The sequence below is a fragment of the Streptomyces sp. MB09-02B genome (genome assembly GCF_033794485.1).
Classification (GTDB): domain Bacteria; phylum Actinomycetota; class Actinomycetes; order Streptomycetales; family Streptomycetaceae; genus Streptomyces.
Map to the genome: position 1 here is coordinate 1 of NZ_JARGEE010000094.1, position 24,667 is coordinate 24,667.

21 protein-coding genes and 1 pseudogene are annotated in these 24,667 nt (G+C 72.5%); 10 read left to right on the forward strand and 12 right to left on the reverse strand.

What is annotated here, in order from left to right; all coding sequences use genetic code 11:
- Positions 1-120: 120 nt before the first annotated feature.
- Positions 121-863 (reverse strand): annotated as a pseudogene (locus P1P70_RS15925) (IS5 family transposase); the annotation flags it as partial.
- Positions 864-1,216: 353 nt separating this feature from the next.
- Between P1P70_RS15925 and P1P70_RS15930 the strand changes: the two are divergent.
- From P1P70_RS15930 to P1P70_RS15945, 4 genes are all read left to right on the forward strand, one after another.
- Entirely contained in the window at positions 1,217-1,771 is a 555-nt protein-coding gene (locus P1P70_RS15930; RefSeq protein ID WP_319237670.1) for an AfsR/SARP family transcriptional regulator, read from the forward strand.
- Between the two features lie 192 nt (positions 1,772-1,963).
- A complete protein-coding gene (locus P1P70_RS15935) occupies positions 1,964-2,785 on the forward strand; it encodes an SDR family oxidoreductase (RefSeq protein ID WP_319237671.1) in 822 nt (273 codons plus the stop codon).
- Positions 2,786-2,944: 159 nt separating this feature from the next.
- Complete coding sequence (locus P1P70_RS15940) at positions 2,945-4,744, forward strand: MFS transporter (RefSeq protein ID WP_319237674.1); 1,800 nt, start codon at positions 2,945-2,947, stop codon at positions 4,742-4,744.
- A 128-nt stretch (positions 4,745-4,872) separates the two neighbouring features.
- Positions 4,873-5,484 carry a malonic semialdehyde reductase gene (locus tag P1P70_RS15945; RefSeq protein WP_319237677.1) on the forward strand — a complete coding sequence of 204 codons (612 nt, stop codon included), beginning with the start codon at positions 4,873-4,875 and terminating at the stop codon, positions 5,482-5,484.
- Positions 5,485-5,577: 93 nt separating this feature from the next.
- Here P1P70_RS15945 and P1P70_RS15950 read toward each other — a convergent pair whose 3' ends face one another.
- Positions 5,578-6,972 (reverse strand): GMC family oxidoreductase, encoded by a 1,395-nt coding sequence (locus tag P1P70_RS15950; RefSeq protein ID WP_319237680.1) that lies wholly within the window; start codon positions 6,970-6,972, stop codon positions 5,578-5,580.
- A 205-nt stretch (positions 6,973-7,177) separates the two neighbouring features.
- Here P1P70_RS15950 and mpaD point away from each other — a divergent pair, with 205 nt between their 5' ends.
- From mpaD to P1P70_RS15970, 4 genes are all read left to right on the forward strand, one after another.
- Positions 7,178-8,461 carry a daptide-type RiPP biosynthesis aminotransferase gene (mpaD, locus tag P1P70_RS15955; RefSeq protein ID WP_319237681.1) on the forward strand — a complete coding sequence of 428 codons (1,284 nt, stop codon included), beginning with the start codon at positions 7,178-7,180 and terminating at the stop codon, positions 8,459-8,461.
- On the forward strand, positions 8,458-10,470 hold the full coding sequence (locus tag P1P70_RS15960; RefSeq protein ID WP_319237684.1) for an amino acid adenylation domain-containing protein: 2,013 nt from the start codon (positions 8,458-8,460) through the stop codon (positions 10,468-10,470). The genes mpaD and P1P70_RS15960 overlap by 4 nt, the downstream gene beginning before the upstream one ends.
- 68 nt (positions 10,471-10,538) lie before the next feature.
- A complete protein-coding gene (locus P1P70_RS15965) occupies positions 10,539-11,585 on the forward strand; it encodes a ketoacyl-ACP synthase III family protein (protein ID WP_319237686.1) in 1,047 nt (348 codons plus the stop codon).
- A gap of 58 nt (positions 11,586-11,643) precedes the next feature.
- The gene (locus tag P1P70_RS15970) at positions 11,644-12,420 is read left to right on the forward strand and encodes a class I SAM-dependent methyltransferase (protein ID WP_319237688.1); all 777 of its coding nucleotides are present in this window, start codon (positions 11,644-11,646) and stop codon (positions 12,418-12,420) included.
- 108 nt (positions 12,421-12,528) lie between these two features.
- Here P1P70_RS15970 and P1P70_RS15975 read toward each other — a convergent pair whose 3' ends face one another.
- A complete protein-coding gene (locus P1P70_RS15975; RefSeq protein WP_319237691.1) occupies positions 12,529-13,632 on the reverse strand; it encodes a winged helix DNA-binding domain-containing protein in 1,104 nt (367 codons plus the stop codon).
- 28 nt (positions 13,633-13,660) lie between these two features.
- Positions 13,661-14,116, reverse strand: a complete 456-nt coding sequence (locus tag P1P70_RS15980) for a nuclear transport factor 2 family protein (RefSeq protein WP_163090144.1) — start codon at positions 14,114-14,116, stop codon at positions 13,661-13,663.
- 118 nt (positions 14,117-14,234) lie between these two features.
- Between P1P70_RS15980 and P1P70_RS15985 the strand changes: the two genes are divergently transcribed.
- The gene (locus tag P1P70_RS15985; protein ID WP_319237694.1) at positions 14,235-15,365 is read left to right on the forward strand and encodes an epoxide hydrolase; all 1,131 of its coding nucleotides are present in this window, start codon (positions 14,235-14,237) and stop codon (positions 15,363-15,365) included.
- Between the two features lie 148 nt (positions 15,366-15,513).
- The gene (locus P1P70_RS15990) at positions 15,514-16,134 is read left to right on the forward strand and encodes an NADH oxidase (RefSeq protein WP_319237695.1); all 621 of its coding nucleotides are present in this window, start codon (positions 15,514-15,516) and stop codon (positions 16,132-16,134) included.
- Between the two features lie 84 nt (positions 16,135-16,218).
- On the opposite strand, the gene P1P70_RS15995 is transcribed toward P1P70_RS15990, so the two are convergent.
- The 8 genes from P1P70_RS15995 to P1P70_RS16030 all read right to left on the reverse strand — a co-directional run bounded on the left by P1P70_RS15995 (position 16,219) and on the right by P1P70_RS16030 (position 24,577).
- Positions 16,219-16,827 carry a response regulator transcription factor gene (locus P1P70_RS15995; protein ID WP_319237697.1) on the reverse strand — a complete coding sequence of 203 codons (609 nt, stop codon included), beginning with the start codon at positions 16,825-16,827 and terminating at the stop codon, positions 16,219-16,221.
- 95 nt (positions 16,828-16,922) lie between these two features.
- Positions 16,923-18,884 carry a histidine kinase gene (locus P1P70_RS16000; RefSeq protein ID WP_319237698.1) on the reverse strand — a complete coding sequence of 654 codons (1,962 nt, stop codon included), beginning with the start codon at positions 18,882-18,884 and terminating at the stop codon, positions 16,923-16,925.
- A 12-nt stretch (positions 18,885-18,896) separates the two neighbouring features.
- Positions 18,897-19,232 (reverse strand): hypothetical protein, encoded by a 336-nt coding sequence (locus tag P1P70_RS16005; RefSeq protein WP_319237699.1) that lies wholly within the window; start codon positions 19,230-19,232, stop codon positions 18,897-18,899.
- A 23-nt stretch (positions 19,233-19,255) separates the two neighbouring features.
- Complete coding sequence (locus P1P70_RS16010; RefSeq protein WP_319237702.1) at positions 19,256-19,840, reverse strand: hypothetical protein; 585 nt, start codon at positions 19,838-19,840, stop codon at positions 19,256-19,258.
- Positions 19,841-19,901: 61 nt separating this feature from the next.
- Positions 19,902-22,235, reverse strand: a complete 2,334-nt coding sequence (locus P1P70_RS16015; protein WP_319237704.1) for a TOMM precursor leader peptide-binding protein — start codon at positions 22,233-22,235, stop codon at positions 19,902-19,904.
- On the reverse strand, positions 22,232-22,414 hold the full coding sequence (locus P1P70_RS16020) for a hypothetical protein (protein WP_319237706.1): 183 nt from the start codon (positions 22,412-22,414) through the stop codon (positions 22,232-22,234). Before P1P70_RS16020 ends, P1P70_RS16015 begins: the two co-directional genes overlap by 4 nt.
- A gap of 148 nt (positions 22,415-22,562) precedes the next feature.
- The gene (locus P1P70_RS16025; RefSeq protein ID WP_319237707.1) at positions 22,563-22,790 is read right to left on the reverse strand and encodes a DUF6059 family protein; all 228 of its coding nucleotides are present in this window, start codon (positions 22,788-22,790) and stop codon (positions 22,563-22,565) included.
- Positions 22,787-24,577, reverse strand: coding sequence for an acyltransferase domain-containing protein (locus tag P1P70_RS16030; RefSeq protein WP_319237708.1), 1,791 nt, complete (start codon positions 24,575-24,577; stop codon positions 22,787-22,789). Before P1P70_RS16030 ends, P1P70_RS16025 begins: the two co-directional genes overlap by 4 nt.
- Positions 24,578-24,667: the final 90 nt, after the last annotated feature.

Genomic DNA, 24,667 nt, shown 5'->3' on the forward strand with positions numbered 1-24,667 from the left:
TCCGCACCGCACGCTCACGCAACTCCAACGAGTACTTCCTGGGGGCAGCCATGGTCGATGTTCCTCTCATGAGAACCATCTGACCCTCTGTCAGCACCCCCTGCATCTCGGGGGAACCTCAGGATGGCGTTCGTAGCGTGGGCTGAGTCTGCGGTAGCCGGACAGCCAGGACATGGTCCGCTCGATGACCCAGCGTCGGCGTCCTAATCGTTGGCTGGACTCGATCCCTTTGCGGGCGATGCGTACTCCGATCCGTTTCCATCTGAGCCATCTGCGCAGGTCGGCACGGTCGTAGGCTTTGTCCGCGTGAAGGCGTTGGGGCTTGAAGTACCTGCCGTTGCGAGGGTCGTGTCTCGTTTGGTGACCCTCGATCATGGGCTTCAGGCCTTCGCTGTCGTGGGTGTTGCCGGCCGAGATGCCGACGACCAGGGGCAGTCCGTTCGCGTCCGACAAGACGTGCATCTTGGAACCCGGCTTGCCGCGGTCCACGGGGCTCGGACCTGTGTGTTCGCCCCCTTTTTAGCCCGGACGTGGGCGGTGTCCAGGACGACGCGGGTGACGTCGATGAGGCCGGCATCATCGAGTCGGTGCAGCACGGCTTCGTGCAGGCGGCCCCAGACGCCGGCTCTGGACCAGATCAGGAACCGGCGGTGCGCAGTCGACTTCGATATGCCGAAGCATGGCGGTAGTTGGCGCCATGCGCAGCCGCTGACCAGGACGTAGATGATGGCCGCGAACAGCGTCTCATCAGGTGTGTCCTGCGTTCCGCCGCCCTGCGGCCGCACCCTCGACGGTGGGATCAGCGGCTTCGCGATCTCCCACAGCCCGTCCGGAACAATCCAACTCCACGTGCCCCGCCCCATAGACGAGTCAACGACGCCTCACCACGTAGGACACGGTCTTAACGTCCACTCAGTCCCGTCAGTCCCGTCTCTTGCTCTTCCGGGTGTGCTGACCAGCAGTTACGGAGTACGGGACCGACAGCGATGTCTGAAGCCCGAGGACCTCCCGTGCCAGCAACAGCCTTCACCTCCCCCGCAGGGATCGCGGAGCCCCACGCTGCAGTCGCCCAGTATCCGAGGGCCATCGGCCGCCGTCGCGAACGCCGGCTACTGGGCCTTCTGCTGGTGGAGATGGGACGGCCGCTCCCGATGGGCCGGCTGACCGGCCTGCTGTCGGACGAGGACAACGGCCGCGCCCGCGAGCCGATCTCTACGTGGACGTCTGCCGATTACGGACCAGCCTGCGCCGGGGCGGCTGTGACCCCTCCGTACGGCTGCTGCGCAGCGGCTCCACGTACACCCTGGCAGGCGATCCGCAGCTGGTCGATCTCCGCCGTTTCACCGCTCTCCTCGACCGGGCCCAGCGCGCCACGGCCCCTCAGGACGTCTCGCGGCTGGCCGCCCAGGCCTTCGCGGAATGGCGGGGCGCGGTCCTGAAGGACGTGGCCTGCGACCGGATACGGCACGGAGTGGCCGCCGCCTTCGACGAGCTGCAGCTGACCGTTCAACTCCTGCACGTCGCCGCCGAGTTCGACCTCGGCAACTACTGGCCCCTGGCCGCGGAACTCGCCCGGCTCACCGAGGCCCAACCCGAGCACGAGACCCTGCTGGCCTTCCGCGCGGCCACGCTCTACGCCTGCGGCCGGCGCGCGGACGCCCTGCACGTCCTGGCCTCGGCCCGCGCCGGCATGACCGCCCACCTGGGCCTCGACCTGACCCGCGAACTCAAGGATCTCCAGACCACGATCCTGCGGGACGGCCCGGTGTGAACTCCCGGATGTTCCGGCGCGGTGCGGTCCGCGCGTGGCAGCCCGCCGCGCGGTGACACCCCGGTCCGCACGGCCTTGCGCACCCCGTACACACGGGCCGTCGAGGACGACCGCGGCACCAGCGTGACTCCACTGGGTGGGCCGACCATGCAAAACCGGCCGTCTCACCCAGGACCGTGAAGGAGTCACTCCATGTCCGACAGCACTTTCGAGGGACAGAACGTCGTCGTCACCGGCGGTGGCACGGGCATAGGACGGGCCTCCGCGCTGGAGTTCGCGCGCCTGGGCGCCTCCGCCGTGATCATCACCGGCCGCCGCAAGGACCGGCTCGACGAAGTGGCCGCCGAGCACCCGGCCATCGTGCCGGTCGTCGCGGACGTGACCGCCGAGGACGGGGCGCAGGCCGTGGTCGAGGCCGTGCATACCCGCGGCGGGCGGCTCGACGTGCTGGTGCACAACGCCGGCATCTACCGGCAGACCCCGGTGGACAACCCCGACCTCGCGCTCTCCCGCGAGATGCTGGAGACCAACGTCATCGGCCCGGTGCTGCTCACCGCGCGCCTGCTCCCGCTGCTCGCCTCGCCCGGCGGCAGCATCGTGTTCACGTCCAGCGTGGCCGGGCACAACCCGGAGCCGTACGCGTCGATGTACGCAGTCAGCAAGTCCGGCACGCACAGCCTCACGCGCACCTGGGCCAAGGAGCTGGCCTCGCGCGGCATCCGCGTCAACGCGGTGGCGCCGTCGGCCGTGCGCACCGAGGTCTACACCGCGAACGGGCTGAGCACCGAGGAAGTCGACGGGCTCTTCAAGGGGTTCGCCGCCGCCAATCCGCTCGGCCGCACCGGCGAGGCCGAGGACGTGGCCCCGTGGATCACGCACCTTGCCGCGCCGTCCAGTTCGTGGGTCACGGGCCAGATCATCGTCATCGACGGCGGGGCGGACCTGACGGCCGCCGCCGACAGCCCGTACTCCCCGTACCGCGGCGGCAGCGAGGGCGTGAGCTGGGGGTCCTGACCCCGGCGGACCGCGGCGGAACCCGCGCGTCCCGTGCCGCTCCCTCGGCGCGCCGGGGAGCGGCGCCGTCATGCCCGCGACGCGGCCGGCCAACCCCCCACCCGATCAGGCGGATGCGTGTGCCGTCCGCCCGAGCGAGCACAGAGAAAGAGGTACGTGATGGCTGTAGATTCCGGAATTCCGGAGCCACTCGACCAGGAGAGGATCCGCCACGAGGCCCCCGACGTACAGCATCCGGAACCGGGCCCGGACGAGCGGCACGGGCCGGCGCGGGACGACCGCGGCCAGGATGCGCCGCCCGACCCCAAGCGCTGGGCCGCGCTGGTCGTGCTCCTGGTCGCCGCGTTCATGGACATGCTCGACGTCACCATCGTCAACGTCGCCATCCCGGAGATCCAGGCGACCCTCGGGGCGAGTTACGCGGCGATCCAGTGGGTGACCGCCGGATACGCCCTCGCGTTCGCACTGCTGCTGATCACCGGCGGCCGGCTCGGGGACATCTTCGGGCGCAAGCGGGTGTTCGTGCTCGGCATGACGGGGTTCACCGTCGCGTCGCTGCTGTGCGGCATCGCCGCCGAACCCTGGCAGCTCGCCGCCTCCCGCGTCCTGCAGGGTGCCATGGCGGCCGTGATGATCCCGCAGATCCTGGCGATCATCCACGTCACGTTCCCGCGCGGCGAACGCGGCACCGCCTTCGGCATGTACGGGGCGATCGCGGGTCTGGCCGCCGTGCTCGGCATGGTGCTCGGCGGGGTCCTCACGCAGTGGGACCTCTTCGGTCTCGGCTGGCGGCCGGTGTTCCTGCTCAACGTGCCGATCGGCATCGTCGGGCTCGTGATCGGCCTGCGGGTGATCCGCGAATCGAAGGGGCCGCGCGGGGTACGGCTCGACCTGCCCGGCGTCGCACTGCTCACCGTCGGCCTGCTGATGCTGCTCTTCCCGCTGCTCCAGGGCCGTGAACTCGACTGGCCGGTCTGGGGTTTCGTCTCCATGGCGGCCTCCCTGCCGGTCCTCGCCCTCTTCGCGGCGTACCAGCGCGGCAAGACCCGCAAGGACGGCTATCCGCTGGTGTCGCTCCCCTTGTTCCGGGTCCGCAGCTTCACCTCCGGCCTCGGCATCTATCTGCTGTTCAACCTGGCCATGGGCATCTTCTTCCTGTCCTGGGCCATGTACATGCAGCTCGGTCTCGGCTGGTCCCCGATGCGGGCCGGTATGAGCGGGGTGCCGTTCTGCCTCGGAGCGGCGCCGGGCGCGGCCCTGTCGGTCGCCGTGCTCTCGCCGCGCTTCGGCCGCCGGGTCCCGCAGGCCGGCGCGCTGCTGATGCTCGCCGGGATCGGCTCGTACGTGTGGGCCACGGACCAGTTCGGCAGCGGCCTCGGCTTCTGGCACCAGCTGGTGCCCCTGCTGGTGCTCGGCGCCGGGTTCGGCATGGTCTCCGCCCCGCTGGCCGACATCGCGCTGACCGACGTGCCCGCCAAGGACGCCGGCTCCGGCTCCGGGCTCCTCAACGCCACGCTGCAGTTGGGCTCCGCGTTCGGCATCGCGCTGACGAGCGTCGTCTTCTTCGGCGTCCTCGGCCCGCAGGCCGACAAGGGCGCCGAGGAGGCCGTACCGCAGCTGCGCCAGGATCTCGTGGCCGCCGGGGTGGCGCAGGAGCGGACCGGCGACATCGTCAGTGCGTTCGTGCGGTGTTCCGAGAGCCGTGCCGAGTCCAATGAGCACGCGGGCGGGCAGGCGCTGTGCGGCGCCGAGTCCGCGCCCGAGGACAGCCCGCGGGTGACCGCGGCGCTGGAGCGGGCCGGCGCGGAGAGCACCGCGCTCACCTTCGGCGGCGCGTTCCGGATCGCCCTGTGGTCCATCGTCGGCGTGATGGCGCTGGCCCTGGTCCTGATGCCGACGCTGCCGCGCCGGACGCTGGTGCGCGACCCGGACGCGGAGGACGCGGTGCCGGTGCACTGATCCGCTCCTGTACGCCGGCCTCCGAACTCCCGTACGCACAGCGCCGCTTGCGGGGCACAGCTCGACCGAGATTCGAGGTCCCGTTGCCACAGTGGTGGGTGCGTCGGACCGAAAGGAAGGGAACCCCCATGACCACCGCCCAGACCAACCCGTTGCAGCTCGCCGAGGATGCGCAGAACCTGCTTTTCCACAACGCGCGCACCGCCAACGCCTTCACGGACGAAGAGGTCCCCGAGGAGACCGTACGAGCCGTCTATGAGCTGGTGAAGAACGGGCCGACCGAGTTCAACACCACACCGCTGCGTCTGGTGCTGGTGCGCTCGGACGAGGCGCGGGCGCGGCTGCTGCCCCACATGCTGGACAACAACCGGGACAAGACGGCGGCGGCGCCGCTCATCGCCATCCTCGCGGCGGACCTGGAGTTCCATGAGGAACTGCCGCGCCTCTTCCCCTACTTCCCGCAGGCCAAGGACGTCTTCTACGGCGACCCGAACGACCGCGCCGAGTCGGCCCGTTTCAACTCCGCCCTGCAGATCGGCTACTTCGTGATCGGACTGCGGGCCGCCGGCCTGGCCGCCGGGCCGCAGTCGGGATTCGACCACGAGGGGCTCGACAAGGAGTTCTTCCCCGACGGTACGCACACGGCGCTCGTCGTGATGAACATCGGCAAGCCCGGTGAGGACGCCTGGGGCCCGCGGCTGCCGCGCCTGGAGTACGACGAGGTGGTCACCACCGTCTGACCCGCCCCGGTGCGGCGACTGCCGCCGTACGGACGGCCTCTTCACCAGTCGTCCGTACGGCGGCAGTTGTGTTTTCCCGCTCCCCGCCGCGGGTCAGATCAAGGTCGCGGCATGCTCGGCGACCGCCATCACCGGCAGGTTCGTGTTCACGCTCGGCACCTCGGGGAAGACGGAGGCGTCGACCACCCGAAGCCCGTCGAGTCCGTGCACCGCGCACCGCTCGTCCACGACGGCGCCCTGCTCGGGGCTGCGGCCCATGGCGCAGGTGCCGACGGGATGGTGGTACGTGCACACGCGGGCGGCCGCCCACCGGTCGAGGACCTCGTCGCCGGCCTCCGGTGACGGCAGGGCGTCGAGCCCGCCTCGTACGAGATCCCGCAAGGGCGCGGCGTGCACCAGGCGCAGCGCCTCGCGCAGACCGGTCCGCAGGCCGGGCACGTCCGCGGGGTCGGTGAGCAGCCCGAGGCGGATGTCGGGCTGCTCGGCGGGGTCGGCCGAGTACAGCCGGACCTCGCCGCGGGAGCGGGGGCGCAGCAGTCCGGTGCTCACGACGAACGGCAGGTTGCCGTCGGCGTCCGGGCCCCAGCCGGGTGCGGGCGGCGGCGCCCCGACCAGGACATGCTGCTCGGGCACCTGGCTCTCGCCCAGGGTCAGGAGTGTCTGGAACATCGGTGCGGCGATGCCTGCGGGCCCGTACAGGCGCAGGGCCAGCAGCGGGTGGTCCTGGAGTCGCCGCCCCACCCCGGGCAGTTCGTGCGCCACGTCCACCGAGGCGGCGCGCAGGGTCGCGGGCGCGCCGATGCCGCTGCGCAGCAGCAGGGCGGGCGTGGCGTAGGCGCCCGCGGCGAGCACGGTGACGTCCGCCCGGACCACCTCACCGCCCGCCAGGCGTACGCCCGTTGCGCGCCTGCCGTCGAGGAGGACGTCGGCGACGAGGGCGCCGGTGCGGACGGTCAGGTTGGGGCGGGTGCGGGCCTCGGCCAGATAGCAGAGCGCGGTGCTCTGCCGTACGCCGCCGGTCTCGTTCAGCGGTACCGGGCCCGCGCCGACCGTCCCCGGGGCGTCGTGGTCCTCGACCGGCTTGTGGCCCAGGGCTCCGGCGGCGTCGAGGAACGCGCGGCTGAGCGGGCTGAGTTCGGACTCGGCGGGACGCCGGACCGGCACGCGCCGGGCGACGGCACGGTAGCGGGGCGCGAGCTCCTCGGATCCCCAGCCGCGTATGCCCCATGTTCCGGCCCAGGCGTCGTGGTCGGCGGCGGGCGCCCGCAGGGCGATGGCGGCGTTGACGGCCGAGCAGCCGCCGAGGATGCGCCCGCGCGGCAGCGGGCCCCGTTCGTCCGCCCATCCCCACATGTGCCGGGGCCCCCGGAAGGCGGCGTCGTCCGGGCCGGCCTCCAGCAGCAGCACGCGCCGCGCGCGGTCCTCGCTGAGCCGGGCGGCCAGCACCCCGCCGGCCGAGCCGCTGCCCACGATGATCACGTCGTACATCTCCGGGTCCTTCCGCCGGTCGACAGTGCGGGCAGTGTCGCGGCCGGCTCCACAGTCCTGGTCGAGCCAAGAGCGGGCCCGTGCGCGCCGGGGCCGGGCGAGCAGGCAGGGGGCGCCCCGCCCCAGACCTCCTGTACCCGCCCTCGACCGGTCCTGGAGGCCCCGGTGCCAGCATCCGCTGGGCTTGCCGACCGAGGAGGAAGCAATGACGAAGGCGACTCGATACCCGCTGTGGGAACAGTTCGCCCCGCCCGGCGTCTTCGGGGACCCGGCGCGCACGGCCGTCCGTGCGGAGGGGACGCGGGTGCTCTTCGCGGACGGGCGCTGGCGGCTGTGCGGCACCAGCGGGCTGTGGAACGTGAACTTCGGCTACAACAACCCCCGGGTGGCCGACGCGATCGCGGACACGCTGCGCACCGCGTCGTACCTCCCCGTCTTCCGCTCGGCCCACCAGCCCGCCGTGGACGCGTCGCGGGCCCTGCTCGATCTGGCCGGCCCCGAGCATTTCGGCCGCGTGGTCTTCAGCACCTCGGGAGGCGCAGCCAACGACCTGACGATGAAACTCGCCCGCCAGTACCAGGCGTTGCGCGGCGATGGCCGGCGCCGCCTGATCGTCGGCCTCACCGGCAGCTACCACGGCACGACGTACGGCTCCCACGCCCTGACCGGCGAGGACCTCGGCCAGGACATGTACGCCGTGGACCGGCGCTGGGTGCGGCACGTCGCCCATGACGACCCGGCGGAGCTACGGCGGCTGATGGCGGCCGAGGGCGACCAGGTGGCGGCCGTGGTGGTCGAACCGGTGCTCGGCTCGGGCGCGTTCCCGCTGCCGGAGTCCCTCCTGACGGCGCTGGACGAGCTGCGCCGTGAGCACGGCTTCCTGCTGGTGGCCGACGAGGTGGCGACCGGCTTCGCCCGGACCGGCCTCGCGTTCGCCTCCGAGGCCTGGCCGATGCGCCCGGACCTCCTGCTCGCCTCCAAGGGATTGACCAACGGGACCTGCGCCGCCGCCGTCGTGCTCGTCTCGCACGACGTCTGCGAAACGTACGAACGCGAGAACGCGCCCCTCATGCATGGCGAGACCCAGGCCGGCGCCCCCACCACATGTGCCGCGATCATCGCCTCGATCGACGAGCTGGAGCGGCTCGACGCTCCCCGCAGGGCCCGCGAGACCGGCAAGCTGCTCGAGGACGCGCTGGCCGCACTCGGCGGTCATCAGCTGGTGACCGGGCACGGCGGTGTGGGCTGCTTCCAGGCCCTGCGGCTCGGCACCGACGGGCAGCGGCTCCCGCAATTCCATGTGATCCAGACGGTGGGCGCGCTGCGCGAGGCCGGACTGACGGTCCAGCCGGGTCCGGGCTGCGTCCAGCTCATCCCGACGCTCGTCTACGAGCGCTCCGACGTGGAGGAGCTGGCCTCCCTGCTGCGCACCGGCCTGGATCTGGCGGCGGAGCGGCTGGCCTCGGCGCCGGCGGGGCCGAGCCGGTGAATCCCTTCGAGGATCCCTCCCGTCGTCATCGGGTCCTCGTCAACGACGAGGGCCAGCACTCCCTGTGGCCGGACGGACCGCACCCGCCGCAGGGCTGGCACGCGGTGCACGCGCCGGAGGACCTCGACAGCGCGCTGGCCCGGGTCGAAGAACGCTGGCAGGACCTTCGTCCGGCCTCGCTGCGCGGGCAGGCCGCTGAAACGGAGCAACTGCCGCTCCCGGCCGATCTGTTCGAGCGGCAGGCAGCCCGCACGCCGGACGCAGAGGCCGTCGTGTACGAGGAAGACGTCCTCACCTACGCCCAGTTGAACGCCCGTGCCAACCAAGTGGCGGCCCGGCTCATGGAGTCGGGCGTGGGCCCGGAGAGCGTGGTCGCCGTCCTGCTGCCCCGGTCGACCGACCTGATCGTCGCCATGGTGGCCGCTCTCAAGGCCGGCGCCGCGTATCTGCCCGTGGAGACCGGCTATCCGGACGAGCGCATCGCCTTCATGCTGCGCGACGCCGGCCCCGCCGTGGCCCTCACCGCCGGCCACCCCGCGCTGGCCGCAGGGCCGGTCCCGGCGCCCGGCAACCCGGACCGGTCGCTGCTGCGGGCGGAGCACCCGGCCTACGTCGTCTACACCTCCGGGTCCACCGGGGTGCCCAAGGGCATCGTCATGCCGTGCCGCGGGCTGTCCAACCTGCTGACCTGGCATGTCGCACAGCTGCCGGTCCGGGAGGGAAAGCGCACGGCCCAGTTCACCGCCGTGGGCTTCGACTTCTCCGTGCAGGAGATCCTCGCCGCGCTCGTCTCCGGGCAGACGCTCGTCATCCCGCCCGACGAGATCCGCACCGACATGGACGCCATGGCGCAGTGGTGCGACCGGCAGCGGGTGAACGAGCTGTACGCACCGACCGCGGTGATCGACGCCCTGTTCACCGCCGCCTGGTCGCGGGGCAGCTCGCTGCCCGCGCTCGAGGACGTGTTGCAGGGCGGCGAGGCGCTGCACGTCGACGGGATCATCCGGCCGTTCGCGCTGCGCGCGCCGCGGCCCGACGGCAGCGGCCTTCGGGTGCACAACATCTACGGTCCCGCCGAGACGCACGCCGTCACCGCCTGCAGCCTGGACGGGGCGCCCGCCGAGTGGCCGTCCACCGTCCCGCTCGGGGACACGCTGACCGGGATGCGCACGTACGTGCTCGACGAGGAGCTGCAGCCCGCCGGCACCGGCGAGTTGTACCTCGCCGGTGTCCAAGTGGCCCGGGGCTACCGGGGCAGGCCCGCCCTGACCGCCCAGCGGTTCGTCGCCGACCCCTTCGGCCCGCCCGGCACCCGCATGTACCGCACCGGCGACCTGGTGCGGCGCGACCCGGACGGCGAGGTCGTCTACCTCGGACGCACCGACGACCAGGTCAAGATCCGCGGCTTCCGTGTCGAGCCCGGGGAGGCGGAAGCGGCTCTGCTGCACGATCCGGACATCGACCGGGCGGCGGTGGTCCCGCAGCAAGGACCCGGCGGGATGCGGCTCGTGGCGTACGTCGTCGGACGCGGCAGGCCGGCGCAGTGGCGCCGCCGCGCCGAGGCGCGGCTGCCCGGGCACCTGGTCCCGGCGGTGTTCGTCCAGGTCGACGAACTGCCGCTGAACGCGAACGGAAAGGTGGACCGGTCGGCCCTGCCCGCCCCGGACACGACGGCCTCCGCACCTGCCGCGGGGACGGCTCTGGATGCAGCGGACGCTCCCCCGGCAGACGCGGCGGCCCGCTCGGGGACGCGCCCGTCCGCCGCCCCCGGGACCGCCACCGTGGAGCGCACCGTCTCCGCCCTGTTCGCCGAGGTGCTGCAACGCGCCGACGTGGGGCCCGACGACAGCTTCTTCGACCTCGGCGGCCACTCCCTCCTCGCGACCGTCCTGACCGGCCGGATCCACGAGGAGCTGGGCCGGCGCGTCCCGGTGCGCGAACTGTACCGGGCGCCCACCCCGGCGCTGCTCGCCGGCCGCATGGAGTCCATGGAGTCCGCCCCCGCCTGACCCGCGGCCACGGCACCGGCCGCCGGAGAAGCCACCGAAGAAGCCACTGAGACGAGGAGGAACGACCCGTGCGCTGGGAGAACTTGTACGTGGCCGGTACGGGTAGCGCCCTGCCGTCCCGGATCGAGACGGCGGAGGACGCGGTGGCCGCGGGCCGCTACACCGACCGCGCCCGTGCGGTGAGCGGCTACCGTGCCGTGCGCGTCGCGGCCGAGGACGAACCGGGTCCGGTGCTCGCCGCCCGGGCGGGCCGGCAGGCGCTGGAACGCTCCGGGCTGCGGCCCGAGGACGTCGGCCTGGTGCTGCACGCGTACTCCGGCCACCAGGGCAGGGACGTGTGGTCGCCCGCCAGTTACGTCGAGCACGAGGTGCTGGGCGGCGGCGGTGCCCCCGCGTACGAGGTACGGCAGGGCTGCAACGGCGGACTGTCCGCGCTGGAGCTCGCGGCCTCCCATCTGACCGCCCGCCCGGGCAGCAAGGCGGCGCTCATCACCTCGGGCGACGCCTTCCATCTGCCGTATCTGGACCGCTGGAACACTGACGAGCAGATGGTCTACGGGGACGGAGGCGGGGCGGCAGTGCTGTCCACCGGCGGAGGGATCGCCCGCATCCTCGCCACGGCCTCCGTGTCCGACTCGTCCCTGGAGATCATGGACCGCGGGCTCGGCCCGTGGACCCGGGCGCCGTTCGAGGGCGGGCGCGCAGTCGACCTGCGGTCCCGCAAACGGGACTACTTCGAGGCCGCCGAGAACGACTTCGCGTTCGAGGAGGTCCTCGCGCGACTGCAGAAGGGTTCCTCGGCGGCCGTCGACGAGGCGCTGTCGGACGCCGGCCGCGATCTGGCCTCGGTCCGGTGGTGTGTGCACACCACGTTCCCCGAGCCGATCGCCCAGTCCGCCGTCCGCGGCCCGCTCGGGTTCACGCGCGAGGCCACTCCGTACGACTGGCTCCTGGAGCACGGGCAGCTCGGCGCCGGGGACCAGCTCGTCGGTCTGCACCACCTGGTGGAGACGGGCGCACCGGAGCCGGGCGATCTGCTGCTCGCGTACGGCGTGGGCGCGGGACACGTCTGGACGGTGGCGGTCCTCGAGTTCACCCCGGAACTGCGCCCCTGAGCGCAACCCCCCACCAGCACACGAGCTCAAGAGCCCACCACAGAAGGGAACAAGCCACATGACCACGGCTACCAGCACCCCGGCGGGCGCCGCAGGTGCCCCCGGCCACGAGCCCGTACTCGGCGACCCGTTCGGCGCCGTGCTCCGCCGCTGCTGGGAGGGCGGCGGCGGCCGCGACCTGGCCTTCGAGGTGGTGGAGCGCGACGACGGCTTCATCATCGCGCAGGACGCCGGCAAGTACTTCGAGCCGCAGGACCAGTGGCCGCAGACGGAACAGTGGGCGGTCGAGCGCGCCCAGGGCCGGGTCCTCGACGTCGGCTGCGGCGCCGGACGCCACGGTCTGGCGCTCCTGGAGTCCGGGCACGAAGTCCTCGGCGTGGACTCCTCGCCCGGGGTCGTCGAGGTGGCCCGCGAGCGTGGACTCGACGTGGTCCAGGCCGAGTTCACGGGTCTGCCGGAGGGCATCGGCCGCTTCGACTCGTTCCTGCTGCTCGGCAACGGCACCGGTCTGCTCGGCACGCCGGAGCGGGCCCGCGCGATCCTCGACGCGCTCGCCGAGGTGGCCGCTCCCGGCGCGCTGCTGTTCGGCGACGGCCTCGACGTCCCCACGCCGCCCGACCGGCTCAGCTACGAGCAGTGGAACAGCGAGCGCGGCCGCCCCGAGGGGTTCGTCCGTATCCGGCTGCGCGACCGGCTCCTGGCGAGCGACTGGTTCGAGTACGCGATGATCCCGCCGGCGGACCTGGACCGGATCCTCGAAGGCACCCGGTGGGAGCTGAAGTCGGTGGAGAAGTCGGCGGTGCACTATCTGGCGACGCTGCGTCTGCGGGACTGAACGGGCGCGGACGGCGCACAGAGGCGGCGGGCGCCCGGAGAGATCCTCTCCGGGCGCCCGCCGCCGTATGCCCTGCCGCCGTATGCCCTGCCGCCGTACGTCCCGCCGTCACACGAAACGTACGTCCCGCTCCTCCGCGTCCTCCCCGGCGAAGGCCAGCAGCGCCTCGCCCTCGGCGAGCACCTGCTTCCTGTCGGACGCGGCGAACGGCGCGAACGGCTCGATCTCCAGCGTCACCGCCTTCTTGGCGCGCACCAGGCGCCAGCGGCCCGCGACCTTGCCGTCCACGAGCACGGTGGCCGCGACGCCTCCGTTGCGGGTGTTGGTGATCGCCCGGTGCTCGTCGCTGATCACGCGGGTGCGGTCGGCGTGGGCCACCAGGAGGTTGTCGAACTCGGGCAGGAACCGGACCGGCGCGGGCGTGCCGGCGTCGGGACGCGGCGCATCGGGCAGGTCGAACAGCTCGACGCCGGACTCCGCCGAGCGGAACGTCACGAGTTTCGGGCGCAGTTCGTCCACCGGCTGCTTGAGCCGTGTCAGTCCCGACCAGGCCTGGATGTCCTTGACGGAGGCCGGGCCGAACGCCGCGAGGTAGCGCAGGATCATCTCCGAGGGCCCGTCGGACTCCGGCAGCGGCGTGCCGAGCCAGGAGTCGACGGTGGCCAGCGGGGTCGAGCCACCCGTGCCCCAGGTGCCGCCGGGCGGTACGTAGACCGTGGGCAGCAGGTACTGCACCGAGTGCAGCAGCGAAGTGGCGTTGCGCTCGGGCCACTTCGCCGCCAGGGCTTTGCGCAGCTCGACGTTGGTGGAGTACCGCTCATCGAGGACCGAGGCGCAGAACGCGGCCAGTTCGCCGAGGTCCATCCCCTCGGTGTCGCGCCGGAAGAACCCGCGCTGCGCCTTGTCGTGCACGGGCTGCAGGACGGGCCGCAGCCGCAGGAAGTCCCGTGCCGTCACGACGTGCAGCGTGCCGCGCATCAGCCCGCCGCGTACGGCCTTGCGGCTGGTCAGGAGCGCGGTGAGATCCATGATCGCGAACTTGGAGAGCCGCGACCACAGGCCCAGGTAGGGCGGGTTGGCCAGCTGGCCCTGGAGACCGACCAGGTGCTCCATGGCCTCGGTGGCCGTCATGGCGTGCCGTCGCAGCAGCAGCTGGCGGGCGAGGGTGGCCCGGCCCAGCGCCCTGTTGTCGAGCACGTCGGGGTCCGGCATGCGATCCACTGTCTCTGTGTCCTCTCGCTCAGGTACGTCCGGTGAGCCTGCCCTCCCAGACCCGGCTCATATCCGACGTGTCGTGCCGCAGGAAGCGTGACCGGGTGCGCCACCGGCCGCCGCCCGCGCCCTCCTCGCTCCACACCAGGACGTCCCGCACCGTACAGCTCGGCTCGAACGTCACCTGGCCCTGCTCGTCCACCAGGCTGACCATGGCGAGGTAGGTGACGTCCAGGGCGCCGTCCGGGCGGCGGTCCACGGTGAAGCGGTCGTGCCAGTGCCGCAGCGCCTTGCCGGCGTAGCGGGCCAGGCCGGAGCGGGTGCCCTCGATGAGCTGCTCGCGGCCCTCCAGACGCCAGCCGAGGGCGTGTTCGAAGACGCCGTCCTCGGTGAACGTGTCGGCGTACTCCTCGATCCGGCCCTCCTCCATCAGCGGCATCTGCCGGGCGTAGAACTCCAGAACCCCGGAGTAGAGATCGGTCACGGCTGCTCCTCCCGTCGAGGGTGTCCACCCTGCTGCACCCCTGTCCAGCAGCTCTGGAGGATGGCTCAAGGCCCCGGTGGCCACCATGGGAGCCCACCGCCTCGGCCTGGAGGGCTGCATGAGTACGGACGTCCACCCCTACCGCATCGCCATCGGCGACGAGGCCCTCGCCGATCTGCGCCGGCGGCTCGCGGACACGCGCTGGCCTGACCAGGAGACCGTGGACGACTGGTCGCAGGGTGTCCCGCTGGCGTACATACGGGAGTTGGCCGCGTACTGGCGCGACGGCTACGACTGGCGCGGCGCGGAGGCGCGGCTGAACGCCGTGCCCCAGTTCCGTACGGAGATCGACGGTCTGGGCCTCCACTTCCTGCATGCCCGCTCCCCGCACCCGGACGCCCTGCCGCTGCTGCTCACGCACGGCTGGCCTGGCGGCGTCGTGGAGTTCCTCGACCTCGTCGAGCCGCTGACCTCGCCCGACGACCCGGCGGAGGCCTTCCACGTCGTCTGCCCTTCGCTCCCCGGCTACGGATTCAGCGACTCCCCGGCCGGTCCCGGCTGGGGAGTCGAGCGCATCGCGGACGCGTGGGCGGAGCTGATGGACCGCCTCGGCTACGGGCGCTGGGCGGCGCACGGCGGTGACTGGGGTGCGTTCGTCACCGCCCAGCTCGGGCACACGGCGGCGGACCGGCTGGCGGGCATCCATCTGACGATGGCGTTCGCGGGCCCGCCGGAGGGCGAGGTGGAGCTGAGCCCGCGCGACTATGCGGGGCTCGCGGCCCTGAAGGAGTTCCAGAAGAACGAGTCCGGCTACTCGGCGATCCAGTCCACGCGCCCGCAGACGCTCGGCTACGGTCTCGCGGACTCGCCGGTGGCCCAGCTCGCCTGGATCACCGAGAAGTTCTGGACCTGGACGGATCACGACGGAGATCTCGACAAGGCCGTGCCGCGCGACCGGCTCCTGGACATGGTCAGCCTCTACTGGCTGACCGGCACCGCCACGTCCTCCGCCCGTCTGTACTGGGAGAGCCACAACAAGGTGCCCCTGCACCAGGTGGACGTCCCCACGGGGATCACGATCTTCCCCAAGGACGCCCGGATGCCCCGGCCGTGGCTGGAGGGCCGCTTCACCAATCTGCGGCACTGGTGCGACGCCGATTCCGGCGGGCACTTCCCGGCCCTGGAACGACCGGAGTTCCTGGTGGCGGAGCTGCGGGACTTCCTGCGGCCGCTGCGGAAGCAGGCGTAGACGAGAGGGTTCCGATGACCAACCCCTGCCCTATGCGCGGGGGTTTGCTTCCGCACTATGAAAAACTCATGCCCGACAGATGAACCGGTGGATGTCGCGGGGCCCGGCCGGCATCCCATAATCGCCAAGCCAGTGAGAGAGGTGCGAGATGTGGCACGCGCCGGGGGAAGCCCGATCCGTCCATCTGTGGTCGCTGTCCGAGGACGTGCGCGTCGAGCGGAGCGCCGAGGACGACACGCTGCTTCTGACCGGCCCCTGGGGTCCGGAGCGGCTCGACCGTCCCGCCCCGTCCGTACGCGAGGCGCTGCGGCGGATGGAACTGGGGCCGGTGGTCCTCGGGAACGCGGTGCAGGAGTTTGAGGATCTGCGCCGGTTCATCCTGCCGGCGCTCAAGAGGCTGTCGCCTCTGGTGGTGCGCACCCTCGGCATGGACGACCTGAAGGGGCCGCTCCTGTCGGTCGTCCCGTCCTCGCCGGCCGCGCCGCTCGTCCTGATCCATCTGCCCGGGGATCAGCGCGTCGGGCTCCCGGACCACGTGGTCATCACGGTGTCGAAGTCCGGCGGGGGCTGTGTGCTGGAGTCCGTGGACCTGCCGCACCGCGTGGTCCTGCACCGGCCCGAGGCGGCCTGGGTGACGCTGATGCTGGCCTGGCCGGTCACGCCCGCCACCGCGGCGACCGCGCTCCCGCTGCCGAAGTCGGTGACTGAGGACATCATCGGCTACCTGTACGCCGCGGGGATGGCCACGCTCGTGGACGCGCCCCTCTAGGCCGGCGCCCTCCCAGGTCATGGGAGCGCGTCCAGACCGTCCGTCCCGTGTCTGCTGACGCCGAAAGGTTCCTTCACCGGCGCGTCAGACCAGCCAGCCCGCCTCGCGGGCGATGCGTATGGCGTCGACGCGGTTGCGTGCGTTGAGTTTCGCCACGACGGTCGTCAGGTAGTTCCGTACGGTGCCGGGCGTCAGGTAGAGCTCCTTGGCGATCTCGGCCGCCTCCGACCCGTTGGCGGCCAGGCGCAGCACCTCGGTCTCGCGGTCGGTCAGCGGGCTCTCGAGTCCGCTCCAGGCGGCCAGGGCCAGTTCGGAGTCGATGACGCGCTGGCCGGCCGCCACGCGCCGTACGGCGCTGGCAAGTTCCTTCGGGGAGTCGTCCTTCAGGAGGTAGCCGGAGACCTGGGCCGCCAGGGCCCGGCGCAAGGTGCCGGGCCGGCCGAGGCTGGTGAGGATCAGCGTCCGGCACTCCGGCAGGTGCTCGTGGATCTGCACGGCCGCGCTGAGACCGTCGAGGCCGGGCAGGTCGATGTCGATGATCGCGATGTCCGGCTTGGCTTCCAGGGCGGCGGCGAGGATCTCGTCCCCGCGCTCCACCTCGCGGACGACCTCCAGGTCGTCCTCCAGGTTGAGCAGTGCGACGAGCGCTCCGCGCACCATGTTCATGTCTTCGGCCAGCAGAATTCTGATCACCGTGGAGAGCCCCCAGTCCGCGCGGTTTTGATCCTGATGAGCTTACCAATGTGTCCGGCTCGGGCGGGTCGGGCCGACGGGCCGGAATACTTGTCTCAGACCGTCATCCAGGCGGCCTCGTCCTCCATCGGCCCGTCGGTGCCGGCCAGCAGTTCGCCGTGCGCCGGGGCGCGGGCGACCAGCCGGAACGCGTCAGCGCTCCCCCGGTCGATGGTCAGATCCCCGCCCACGGCGCGCAGGCGCAGTTCCAGGTTCCCCAGACCGCTGCCGCTGTGCGGCGAGCTGTCGCAATACCCCTCGATGACACCGTCGTTGGAGATCGACAGCGTCATCAGACCGTCCTCCTCGACGGCCGTGATCCCGCAGTACGTGGCCCGGCTGTGCCGCAGCACGTTGGTGACCGCTTCCCGCAGCACGGTGGCGAGCACCGTGTCCACCGGCGAACTGACCGAGCCGATCCGGACGTCGGTGACCGTCTCGACCTCGGCGGCGCTCAGCACCGAGCGGGCCGAGCCGATCTCCTCCTTCAGGGACAGGTCCCGGTAGCCGCTCGCCACCCGCCGCACGTCGGCCAGCGACTGCCGGGAGATGGCCAGCACGTCCTCGATCTCCTGCTTGGCCATCTCCGGGTTGGCCGCGATCAGGCGGTGGATCAGCTCGCCCTTCAGCTGGATCGCGGACAGGCTGTAGCCGAGCAGGTCGTGCAAGTCCCGCGCGAAGCGCAGACGTTCGCGGGTGACGGCGGCCCGGGCCAGCTCGCCCCGGCTCTCGTGCAGGACCCGGACGAGGTCCGAGAGCCGCGCGAGTCCGAAGGTCACCAGGCCGGTCAGCAGGGTGGTCTGGACGAGGTAGGCGCTGTCGAGCACCGACCGGCCGCCGAGGACCGGGGGCACTAGCATCGAGACACCCACCAGTCCGTACAGGATCCAGCCGGGGCGCGGCGGCAGGAGCAGCAGCAGGGAGCCCGCGAGGAATCCCGCCATGGCGCCCCACTGCGCCTCGAAAGCGACGAGCGGAAGGTACGTGACGAGGACCTGGAGACCCAGGGTCAGGGCCCGGCGCCGGGCCGGGGCGCGGCGTGCGCCCGGCTGGGAGTGCAGGATCTGGAGCGCGAAGAGCACGGTCAGGCAGGCTCCGGCAGCCGCCAGACCGAGGCCGTGGACCCCCGAGTTGAGGATGTTCAGAACGGTGATGCCCGTGTAACAGCAGATCGCCGCGATCAGGATGACCTCGGCCATCCGCGGAGCGGGCAGATCACGGCTCCGGCGCAGCATTCCTTCGCCCACAGCCGCTTCCGTCGGGTCGACAGAGGAGTCTGAGCGGCGCATAATATCTCCCCCATCTGCGCTTCTCGAACACAATGAGCGAGAGCATAGGCGACGTTCGGTGCAGATCAAATGAGGGTCTTGTGCAAGGGGGTTGAGGGACAGCGGGCTGGGGTAGCGTTTCTGATGATTGTGCAGGGATTCCTGCTGCTGATGCCAGACCCAACAGGCTCCGAAACTGGCGCGAACCGCGCGCAATTTCAGTACGGCCTCGGCGCCGCCCGGGCTCCAGCGGGCACCGGCCATTTCCAGACGGTCCTCGACCGTCAGATGGCGGGAGGTGCCCTCGATCACTCCGGTCGCGACCGGCCACCCGCGTTCCGATGCTGTGCCATAGCGCAGGAATTCGGCGTTCTCGATCAGACAGTCCACGGCCGCGTCGATTCCCGTATGCCGCGCGCCGCCGGACGGAGCGGTCCGGGCGGCCGCCCGGAGCTCGGCGGCGGCGGCCTGCGCGCCGGCCGTCAGGAGCGTGCGCGCCGTCCGGGCGACCCGGGTTCCGGCGCGCGGGTCGCCCTCGCCGTACAGGAACAGGGCCGCACGCCACAGGAGTTCGAGCACGTGGACGAGGTCGACAAGATGTGCGGTGCCGCGCCGCGCCTCGGCGCGGACGGAGTCGATGCGCCGGCGGTCCCCGTCGACCAGGACCACCCAGGGGCGGCGCCGGCCGGGGTCGCGCTGCGCGGCCCGGTCGAACACGGCGGCCACCACCTCCGCGGCGGAGTCGTTCACCGCACCGCACAGCTATGTCGAGCCCGGGCGCGGGCCGGGCTGCCGCACTGCGGGCGGCCCGGCGGCGACCGCTGCGGAGCGGCCGGGGTCGGCGATGACCTCGTCCACGGTGCGCGGCACGGGGTCGGCGTCGTGGACGGAGCCGACGGTGGCGGTCCGTTTTCGGCCATTCTTCGTCGCGGACGCATGGCGTGTCGACAAAGCGCTTCCGGGGCCGGCAGCGGCGCTTTCGGTGGGGTGCGCGGGGCTGTTGAGGACGCGCGCACGGCTGTCGGCGGCGTCCGTGCGGCTGCCGGTGGTGCCCGCGAGCCCGGTGCCAGCGCTCCCCTTGCCGGCCCGCATCACCACGCCAAGACCGTCCACCGAGAGGATCAGCGGCGTGGTGTCGGTGCAGGGGGCCGGTACGAGGGCGTCGTAGAAGGCGTCGATGTCGGCCGCGGCGGCGAGGACGAGTTCCTGGATCTGGCGGTGCCCGACTCCGGCGCCGGTGACGGCGTTGACCCGCTCGCACGCCTCGGCGAAGCTGTCGCGCGTGGCCTCGATCGCGCCAGTCCGTGCGCGTGCATCCCGCTCGGCAGGTTCAGGGCCGCGTCGGCCGGGTGTAGATCCTCGACTCCCGTACCGCGATAGGCGATCCGGGTCACGGTGACCTTTCCGAACACCGTGGCCAGCCTGCGGCGGCGGCCGCGCTCGATCCGGGTGCGCTCGACGCCCGCGGCGTCGACGACCTCCGCCACACGCTCCTCCTCCCCGGCCCGCAGCGCCAGGTGGCATGGAGCAGCTGCCGGGCGACCTCGCGCATCCGCGCCCAGGAGTTCCTCCAGCTGTGCGTGCGTCAGAACGGCCGCCTTCGGCGCCGCCAGCTCCGCGGCGACCTCGGCGAACCGGTCCGCCGAGGCGACGAACGCGTCCTCGCCCCGTTCCGTACCGCCGCCGGACTCCCCCGCCCTCGTCACGCCCGCCTCACTCCTTCGACGTTCCCCTCGCCCCTGATCCGCCCGCCGGCCGTCGCCGCGCTCACACGAACAGCGGGATGGGGTTGAGCTGTTCGTACGGCGTGGGTCCGTCGAGCCGGCCGAGCGCCACCGGTACGTCGAAGAGTCGGCCCGGCGCGAAGCGCGCCCAGAAGTGGCGCAGCCCGGGCACCAGCACCTTCACCACGGGAAGGCCGAGGTCCGGCCGGGTCTGGTCGAGGACCAGCAGGTCCATTCCCTTGCCCCGGACCAGGTCCGTGATGGTGCGGACGTCGTCGAGCAGATCGCCGCTGCGGGTCACGGTCCAGTCGGCGGGCGTGCGGGGTGCGCGGGTCCGGTCCGCCACCAGGTAGGGTTGGTTGGCCACGGTGGCGCCCTGCCACCACGCCACCGGTTCCGGGTCGGCGATCCGGTAGCCCGTCCCGTCCGGCTGCGCCTCGCACACCGCGGGCAGCAGCTGACCCATCTCCAGGAGCGCGCTGCGCAGCGCCACCCGGGGATCGAAGTGCGCGCCGAAGCCGAAGAGCACGTCCTGCTGGGGTTTGTCGGTGCGGCGCGACAGCGCGGCGATCACCGGGATGCCCAGGTCGGAGGTGAGGTCGAGGGCCCAGACGACGCGTTTCGCGCGGCGGAATCCGCCGAGGATCCGCTCGGTGCGCCCGTCGGCGAAGGAGTCCAGGTCCACGGCGGGCTGGCGGGTCCGGTTGTACCACCACAGGGCCACGGCGTCGCGCTCGACGAGTTCCAGGAAGCCCTGCACCAGCGCGTCCTCGGGGCTGCTGCCCGCCGCATTGCCGTTGGAGTCGGCCCACAGGCCGTCCCCCGCGGGGTCGGCCGCCTGTGTGTCGCTGCGCGCGAAGTAGAGCATGGAGGTGGGCAGCAGCCGCTGGACGCCGTCGGTGAGCGACCAGACCGGGGTCCAGTCGGTGGGCCGGTCCTCGTCGAACGGCCGTGAGACGTGGTGGAAGCGGGCGTGCCGCGCGTTCCACCGCTCACGGTCCTCGATCTGCCGAGGTCCGTACAACTGGCAGGCGTTGGGGTGGAGGGCGGCCTCGCCGAGGCCGCACAGGGAGTCGCGTACGACGAGTTCGTCGCCGTGCCGGGTGCCGCTGTAGCGCTCGACCGCCTCGCACAGGGCGCCGGTGCGGGCCGCTTCGTCGGTGCATCCCTTGCCGCCGTTGAGGGCGCGCAGGCCGGTGCTCAGGGCGGCGAACGAGGTGGATTCCATGGCCAAGTTGTGGCCGGATACGTACGTGTGGGAGAAGTCGGGGCCGGGGGCCCTGCGGATCTCCTTGACGACTCCGGTCACGTCGTCCACCAGGTGTCCGTACGTGTGGAGCATCTGCCCGGCGGTCAGGGCCCGTTCACCGCCGCCGGCCACCGCGGTCTTGGGGCGGGAGACGGGGAGGAAGGGCGCCATGGTCCTGCGAGCCACGAGTCCGGGGTCGCCGCACTGCGCGCACTGCGGCAGCCGGCTCACCGGGTGGCCGGCGGTGCGCAGCCGCAGGGTGTCCAGCGTGTGCAGGCGCTCCTGCTCCGGACTGCGCAGCCCGGCGAGCCACTTGGCGCTCTCCAGGACGGCGAGGTGTACGGCGATCGCGCGGCCCGCGGCCAGCCCCGCGGTGGGACGCGGCACAGGGCCGTCGAGGCCGAGTGCGCGCCGGACCGGCAGTTCGGAGTTGCGGTGGACGCGCAGCCGTACGGCGAGGCAGTGCCAGCAGGGGCCGGAGTCCGGCCGGAAGAACGGGCCGACCCACGGGTCCGTACCGCACAGCTTGACCGGCAGCCACGGCCGCCCGGCGGCGCGGTGCTCCGCGTCCACGAGGGCCAGCCGGCCGGAGAGGTAGTCGTCGCACAGGACGAGGACGAGGTCCGCGGAGCCCGGATCGTCGGCCACGGGGATGCCGGAGGCCCGGCAGGCCTCGGCCACCGGCTCCGGGTCGGGGCCGTCGACGGCGTCGATCGCGATCGCGGCGCGGGCCAGGTCGGCGACGGCCCGGCCGCCGTCGAGCCCGGCCAGGTCCCAGTAGGCCTCCGCCTCCGCCCGGGCGGGGGCCACCGTGGGTGCGGCGGCCCCCGCCGGAGCGGTGAAGCGGATCAACCCGGCGTCGGCCAAGGCCCGAAGGGCCGCTTCGACCTGCTCGGGGCCCAGCTGCAGTGCCGCCTCCCGCTGCACCGCTGCGACGGTCCGGGTCCCGTCGAGCAGGGGGACGAGGATCTCCGCGTCGCTTCCGTGCAGAGCCGTCACCCCGCGCCGGGACACCAGATAGGCGGCGTCGTCCGGTACCACGGTCGGCTTCAGATGGGACTTGAAGCCGACGAGTGCGTCGCCAGCTACCAGCGGCGCCGCCGTCCGCTCGTACCTGGCAGTGGTCATGCGACCGGCCGTACCGCCGCCGGGCCGGTGACCGGCGCGGCGCAGAGCGTCCAGAGGGCGACCGGGCTGTCGGGACGGGCGTCGAGGTTCTCGATCACCAGGCCGGACAGGGTGGAGCGGTGGGCATCCGTGCCGAACTCGGCTGACTGAGCACGAGGGCAGGTCGAAACGGGTGTCATGGAGATGAGCTCCCTCTGCATCGTGTGAAGCGTTCTCGGTCCGTTCACGGACGATTCTGCGAGGAACCCCAGGCCGCGGCCAGTGTCGGGCTCATCCCCACGAGGTGAGGTTTTCACATGGTCAGGACGGGGAAGCGGTGCATGGCGGTCAGTCCTTGTCCCCGATCGGTGCCATGAGCTGGCGTTGCAGCGCGCGTTCCGTGCGGGTCAGCGGGATGTGCGGGCAGAGCTGCTCCGGGTGCGCGGCCGGCGGGTCCATCAGGCGCCGGACGACCGCCGGCACCTGCGGCCCCATCGTGTGCAGCCCCACCCAGATCCAGCCCGCCGCGCTCAGCGAGGTGTAGATCTCGCGCAGGGCCCGGGTCACGTACCTCATGCGGGCTGCACCTCCGCGCGGGCACGCGGCGCGCGGCCCTCGGACGGGTCGGACGGGTCCGGTTCACTCCAGGTCCACAGCCGGGACACCGCAGCCGGGTCGAGGTCGTGGCCCTCGGTCCAGATCCGCGCGGCGGCCGTGAGCACCGACTGACGGTCGGCCTCGGGCGTGCCGGTGCGGGCCGGCAGGAGCGGGGTCACGGCGCCGGCGCCGAGGCGTACGGAGCGGTGGCGGCGGGCGAAGGCGGTGAGGGTCTGGCGGGGGCCTGCCTCGACGAGGAGCACGTCGTCGGCGGCCAGGAGCTCGTCGAGGGCCTTGCGGAAGTACACGGTGTCGGTGATCTGGCGGGCCCAGAAGCGCGGGCTGCGCGCTTCGTCGGGGCGCATCAGCGTGCCGGTATAGCCGGAGTACAGCGGCCGTTTGGGCTCGCGCAGCGGGATGCCGCGGTAGGCGATCTCCACGGCGTCGGACGCGGGGGCCATGGCCGGGGAGTGGAAGGGACTTGTCGCGGGGACCGTGACGACGGTGTGGCCGTCGGCCTTGAGCCGGGCGGCGACCTCGGCGAGCGGTTCCTTCGAACCGGCCAGCATCACCTGCTGGTTGGCGTTCACGGCCGCGATGCCCACATCCTGCGTCAGATACGGGAGCAGCTGCTCCTCCCCCGCGGCCACCGCGAGCATGCCGCCCGCGGGGATCTTCACGGCCTCGCGGACCCGGGCCTGCACCATATGAGCCGCGTCCTTCAGCGAGACGACGCCGGCGAAGACGGCGGCGACCAGCTCGCCCGCGCTGTGGCCGAGGAAGGCCGTCGGGCGCACGCCCCAGCTGAGGACGAGGCAGCCGAGCGCGTAGTCGACCGCGAACAGGAGCGGCTGGGCCCGGCGTACGTCGTCGATGCCGATGGCGGCGCGGGCGGGATCCAGCCAGTCGGCGCGGATACGAGAGGCCTCCTCGCCCATGTGGGAGAGCGCCGCGTCGACGGCCGCCGTGAACACGGGATCGCGCCGGTAGAGGCCGGCGGCCATCCCGGCGTGCTGCGAGCCCTGGCCCGGGAAGAGCAGCGCGACCGGCCGGGGGTGCGAGGCGTCCGACGTACGGGCCTGGTGCACGGCGCGCGAGGCGAGGGCGGAGACGGTGACGGCCGCGCCGCGCACCGGGCCGGGTGCGGTTCCGGCGGGCGTGGTGGTCGGCAGGACGGGGAAACTCTCGCGGTGCACGCCGCTGAGCAGCGGCAGGAGCGCGCCGCGCACCCCTTCCTCCTCGTCGGCGGTGCGGCCCGACCACAGGAGGAGGCGGTGACGGTCGGGGTCGGTGCCGCTCGGACCCGTGTGCAGGGGGCGCAGCGGCGGGGCGGTGTCCTCGTCCGCCGGGCCGTCGCCGAGGTCGAGGAGGCCGATGACCGTATCGCCCTCGGCCACGGCCTCGGCGGCGCGTTTGACCGCGTACACGGTGATGGTCTGTGCGTCCGGCTCGCCGAAGCCGGCGACCAGGGCGAAGTCGGCGTCTCCTGCGTGGAGTTCACGGTGGGCCGCGCGCAGGGCGCGGCCCGGGGTGGAGGACGTGCGGACCGCGAAGCCCTCGTGCTCGGGGCCGATGCCCGGGTCGGCGGCGGCCGTGCCGAGGAGGACCACGGTGCGGGCCGGCAGGTCCCGGGGTGAGCGTCCGAAGGCGCGCAGGACCGCCGAGACGCCGGCGGCCGTGGCCACGGCCGGTGCGGGCTCCTGTGGCGCGGCGCCCGGGCTGACGATCAGCCGGCGGACCACCGCGCTCCGTTGCGTGAGCGACATGGTTCCCTCCTCGTGGGCCGCGGCTCCGGCCCCACTCGGTACGTAAGGGGTACTGCGGGGGCGATGGGGGTGTCGGGGTGGTGCGAAGAC

Coding starts and splice junctions, on each gene's coding strand:
- P1P70_RS15935 (WP_319237671.1), top strand. CDS start 1,964: ATGTCCGACAGCACTTTCGAGGGACAGAACGTCGTCGTCACCGGCGGT.
- P1P70_RS15940 (WP_319237674.1), top strand. CDS start 2,945: ATGGCTGTAGATTCCGGAATTCCGGAGCCACTCGACCAGGAGAGGATC.
- P1P70_RS15945 (WP_319237677.1), top strand. CDS start 4,873: ATGACCACCGCCCAGACCAACCCGTTGCAGCTCGCCGAGGATGCGCAG.
- P1P70_RS15950 (WP_319237680.1), bottom strand. CDS start 6,972: ATGTACGACGTGATCATCGTGGGCAGCGGCTCGGCCGGCGGGGTGCTG.
- mpaD (WP_319237681.1), top strand. CDS start 7,178: ATGACGAAGGCGACTCGATACCCGCTGTGGGAACAGTTCGCCCCGCCC.
- P1P70_RS15970 (WP_319237688.1), top strand. CDS start 11,644: ATGACCACGGCTACCAGCACCCCGGCGGGCGCCGCAGGTGCCCCCGGC.
- P1P70_RS15975 (WP_319237691.1), bottom strand. CDS start 13,632: ATGCCGGACCCCGACGTGCTCGACAACAGGGCGCTGGGCCGGGCCACC.
- P1P70_RS15985 (WP_319237694.1), top strand. CDS start 14,235: ATGAGTACGGACGTCCACCCCTACCGCATCGCCATCGGCGACGAGGCC.
- P1P70_RS15990 (WP_319237695.1), top strand. CDS start 15,514: ATGTGGCACGCGCCGGGGGAAGCCCGATCCGTCCATCTGTGGTCGCTG.
- P1P70_RS16015 (WP_319237704.1), bottom strand. CDS start 22,235: ATGACCACTGCCAGGTACGAGCGGACGGCGGCGCCGCTGGTAGCTGGC.
- P1P70_RS16020 (WP_319237706.1), bottom strand. CDS start 22,414: ATGACACCCGTTTCGACCTGCCCTCGTGCTCAGTCAGCCGAGTTCGGC.
- P1P70_RS16025 (WP_319237707.1), bottom strand. CDS start 22,790: ATGAGGTACGTGACCCGGGCCCTGCGCGAGATCTACACCTCGCTGAGC.
- P1P70_RS16030 (WP_319237708.1), bottom strand. CDS start 24,577: ATGTCGCTCACGCAACGGAGCGCGGTGGTCCGCCGGCTGATCGTCAGC.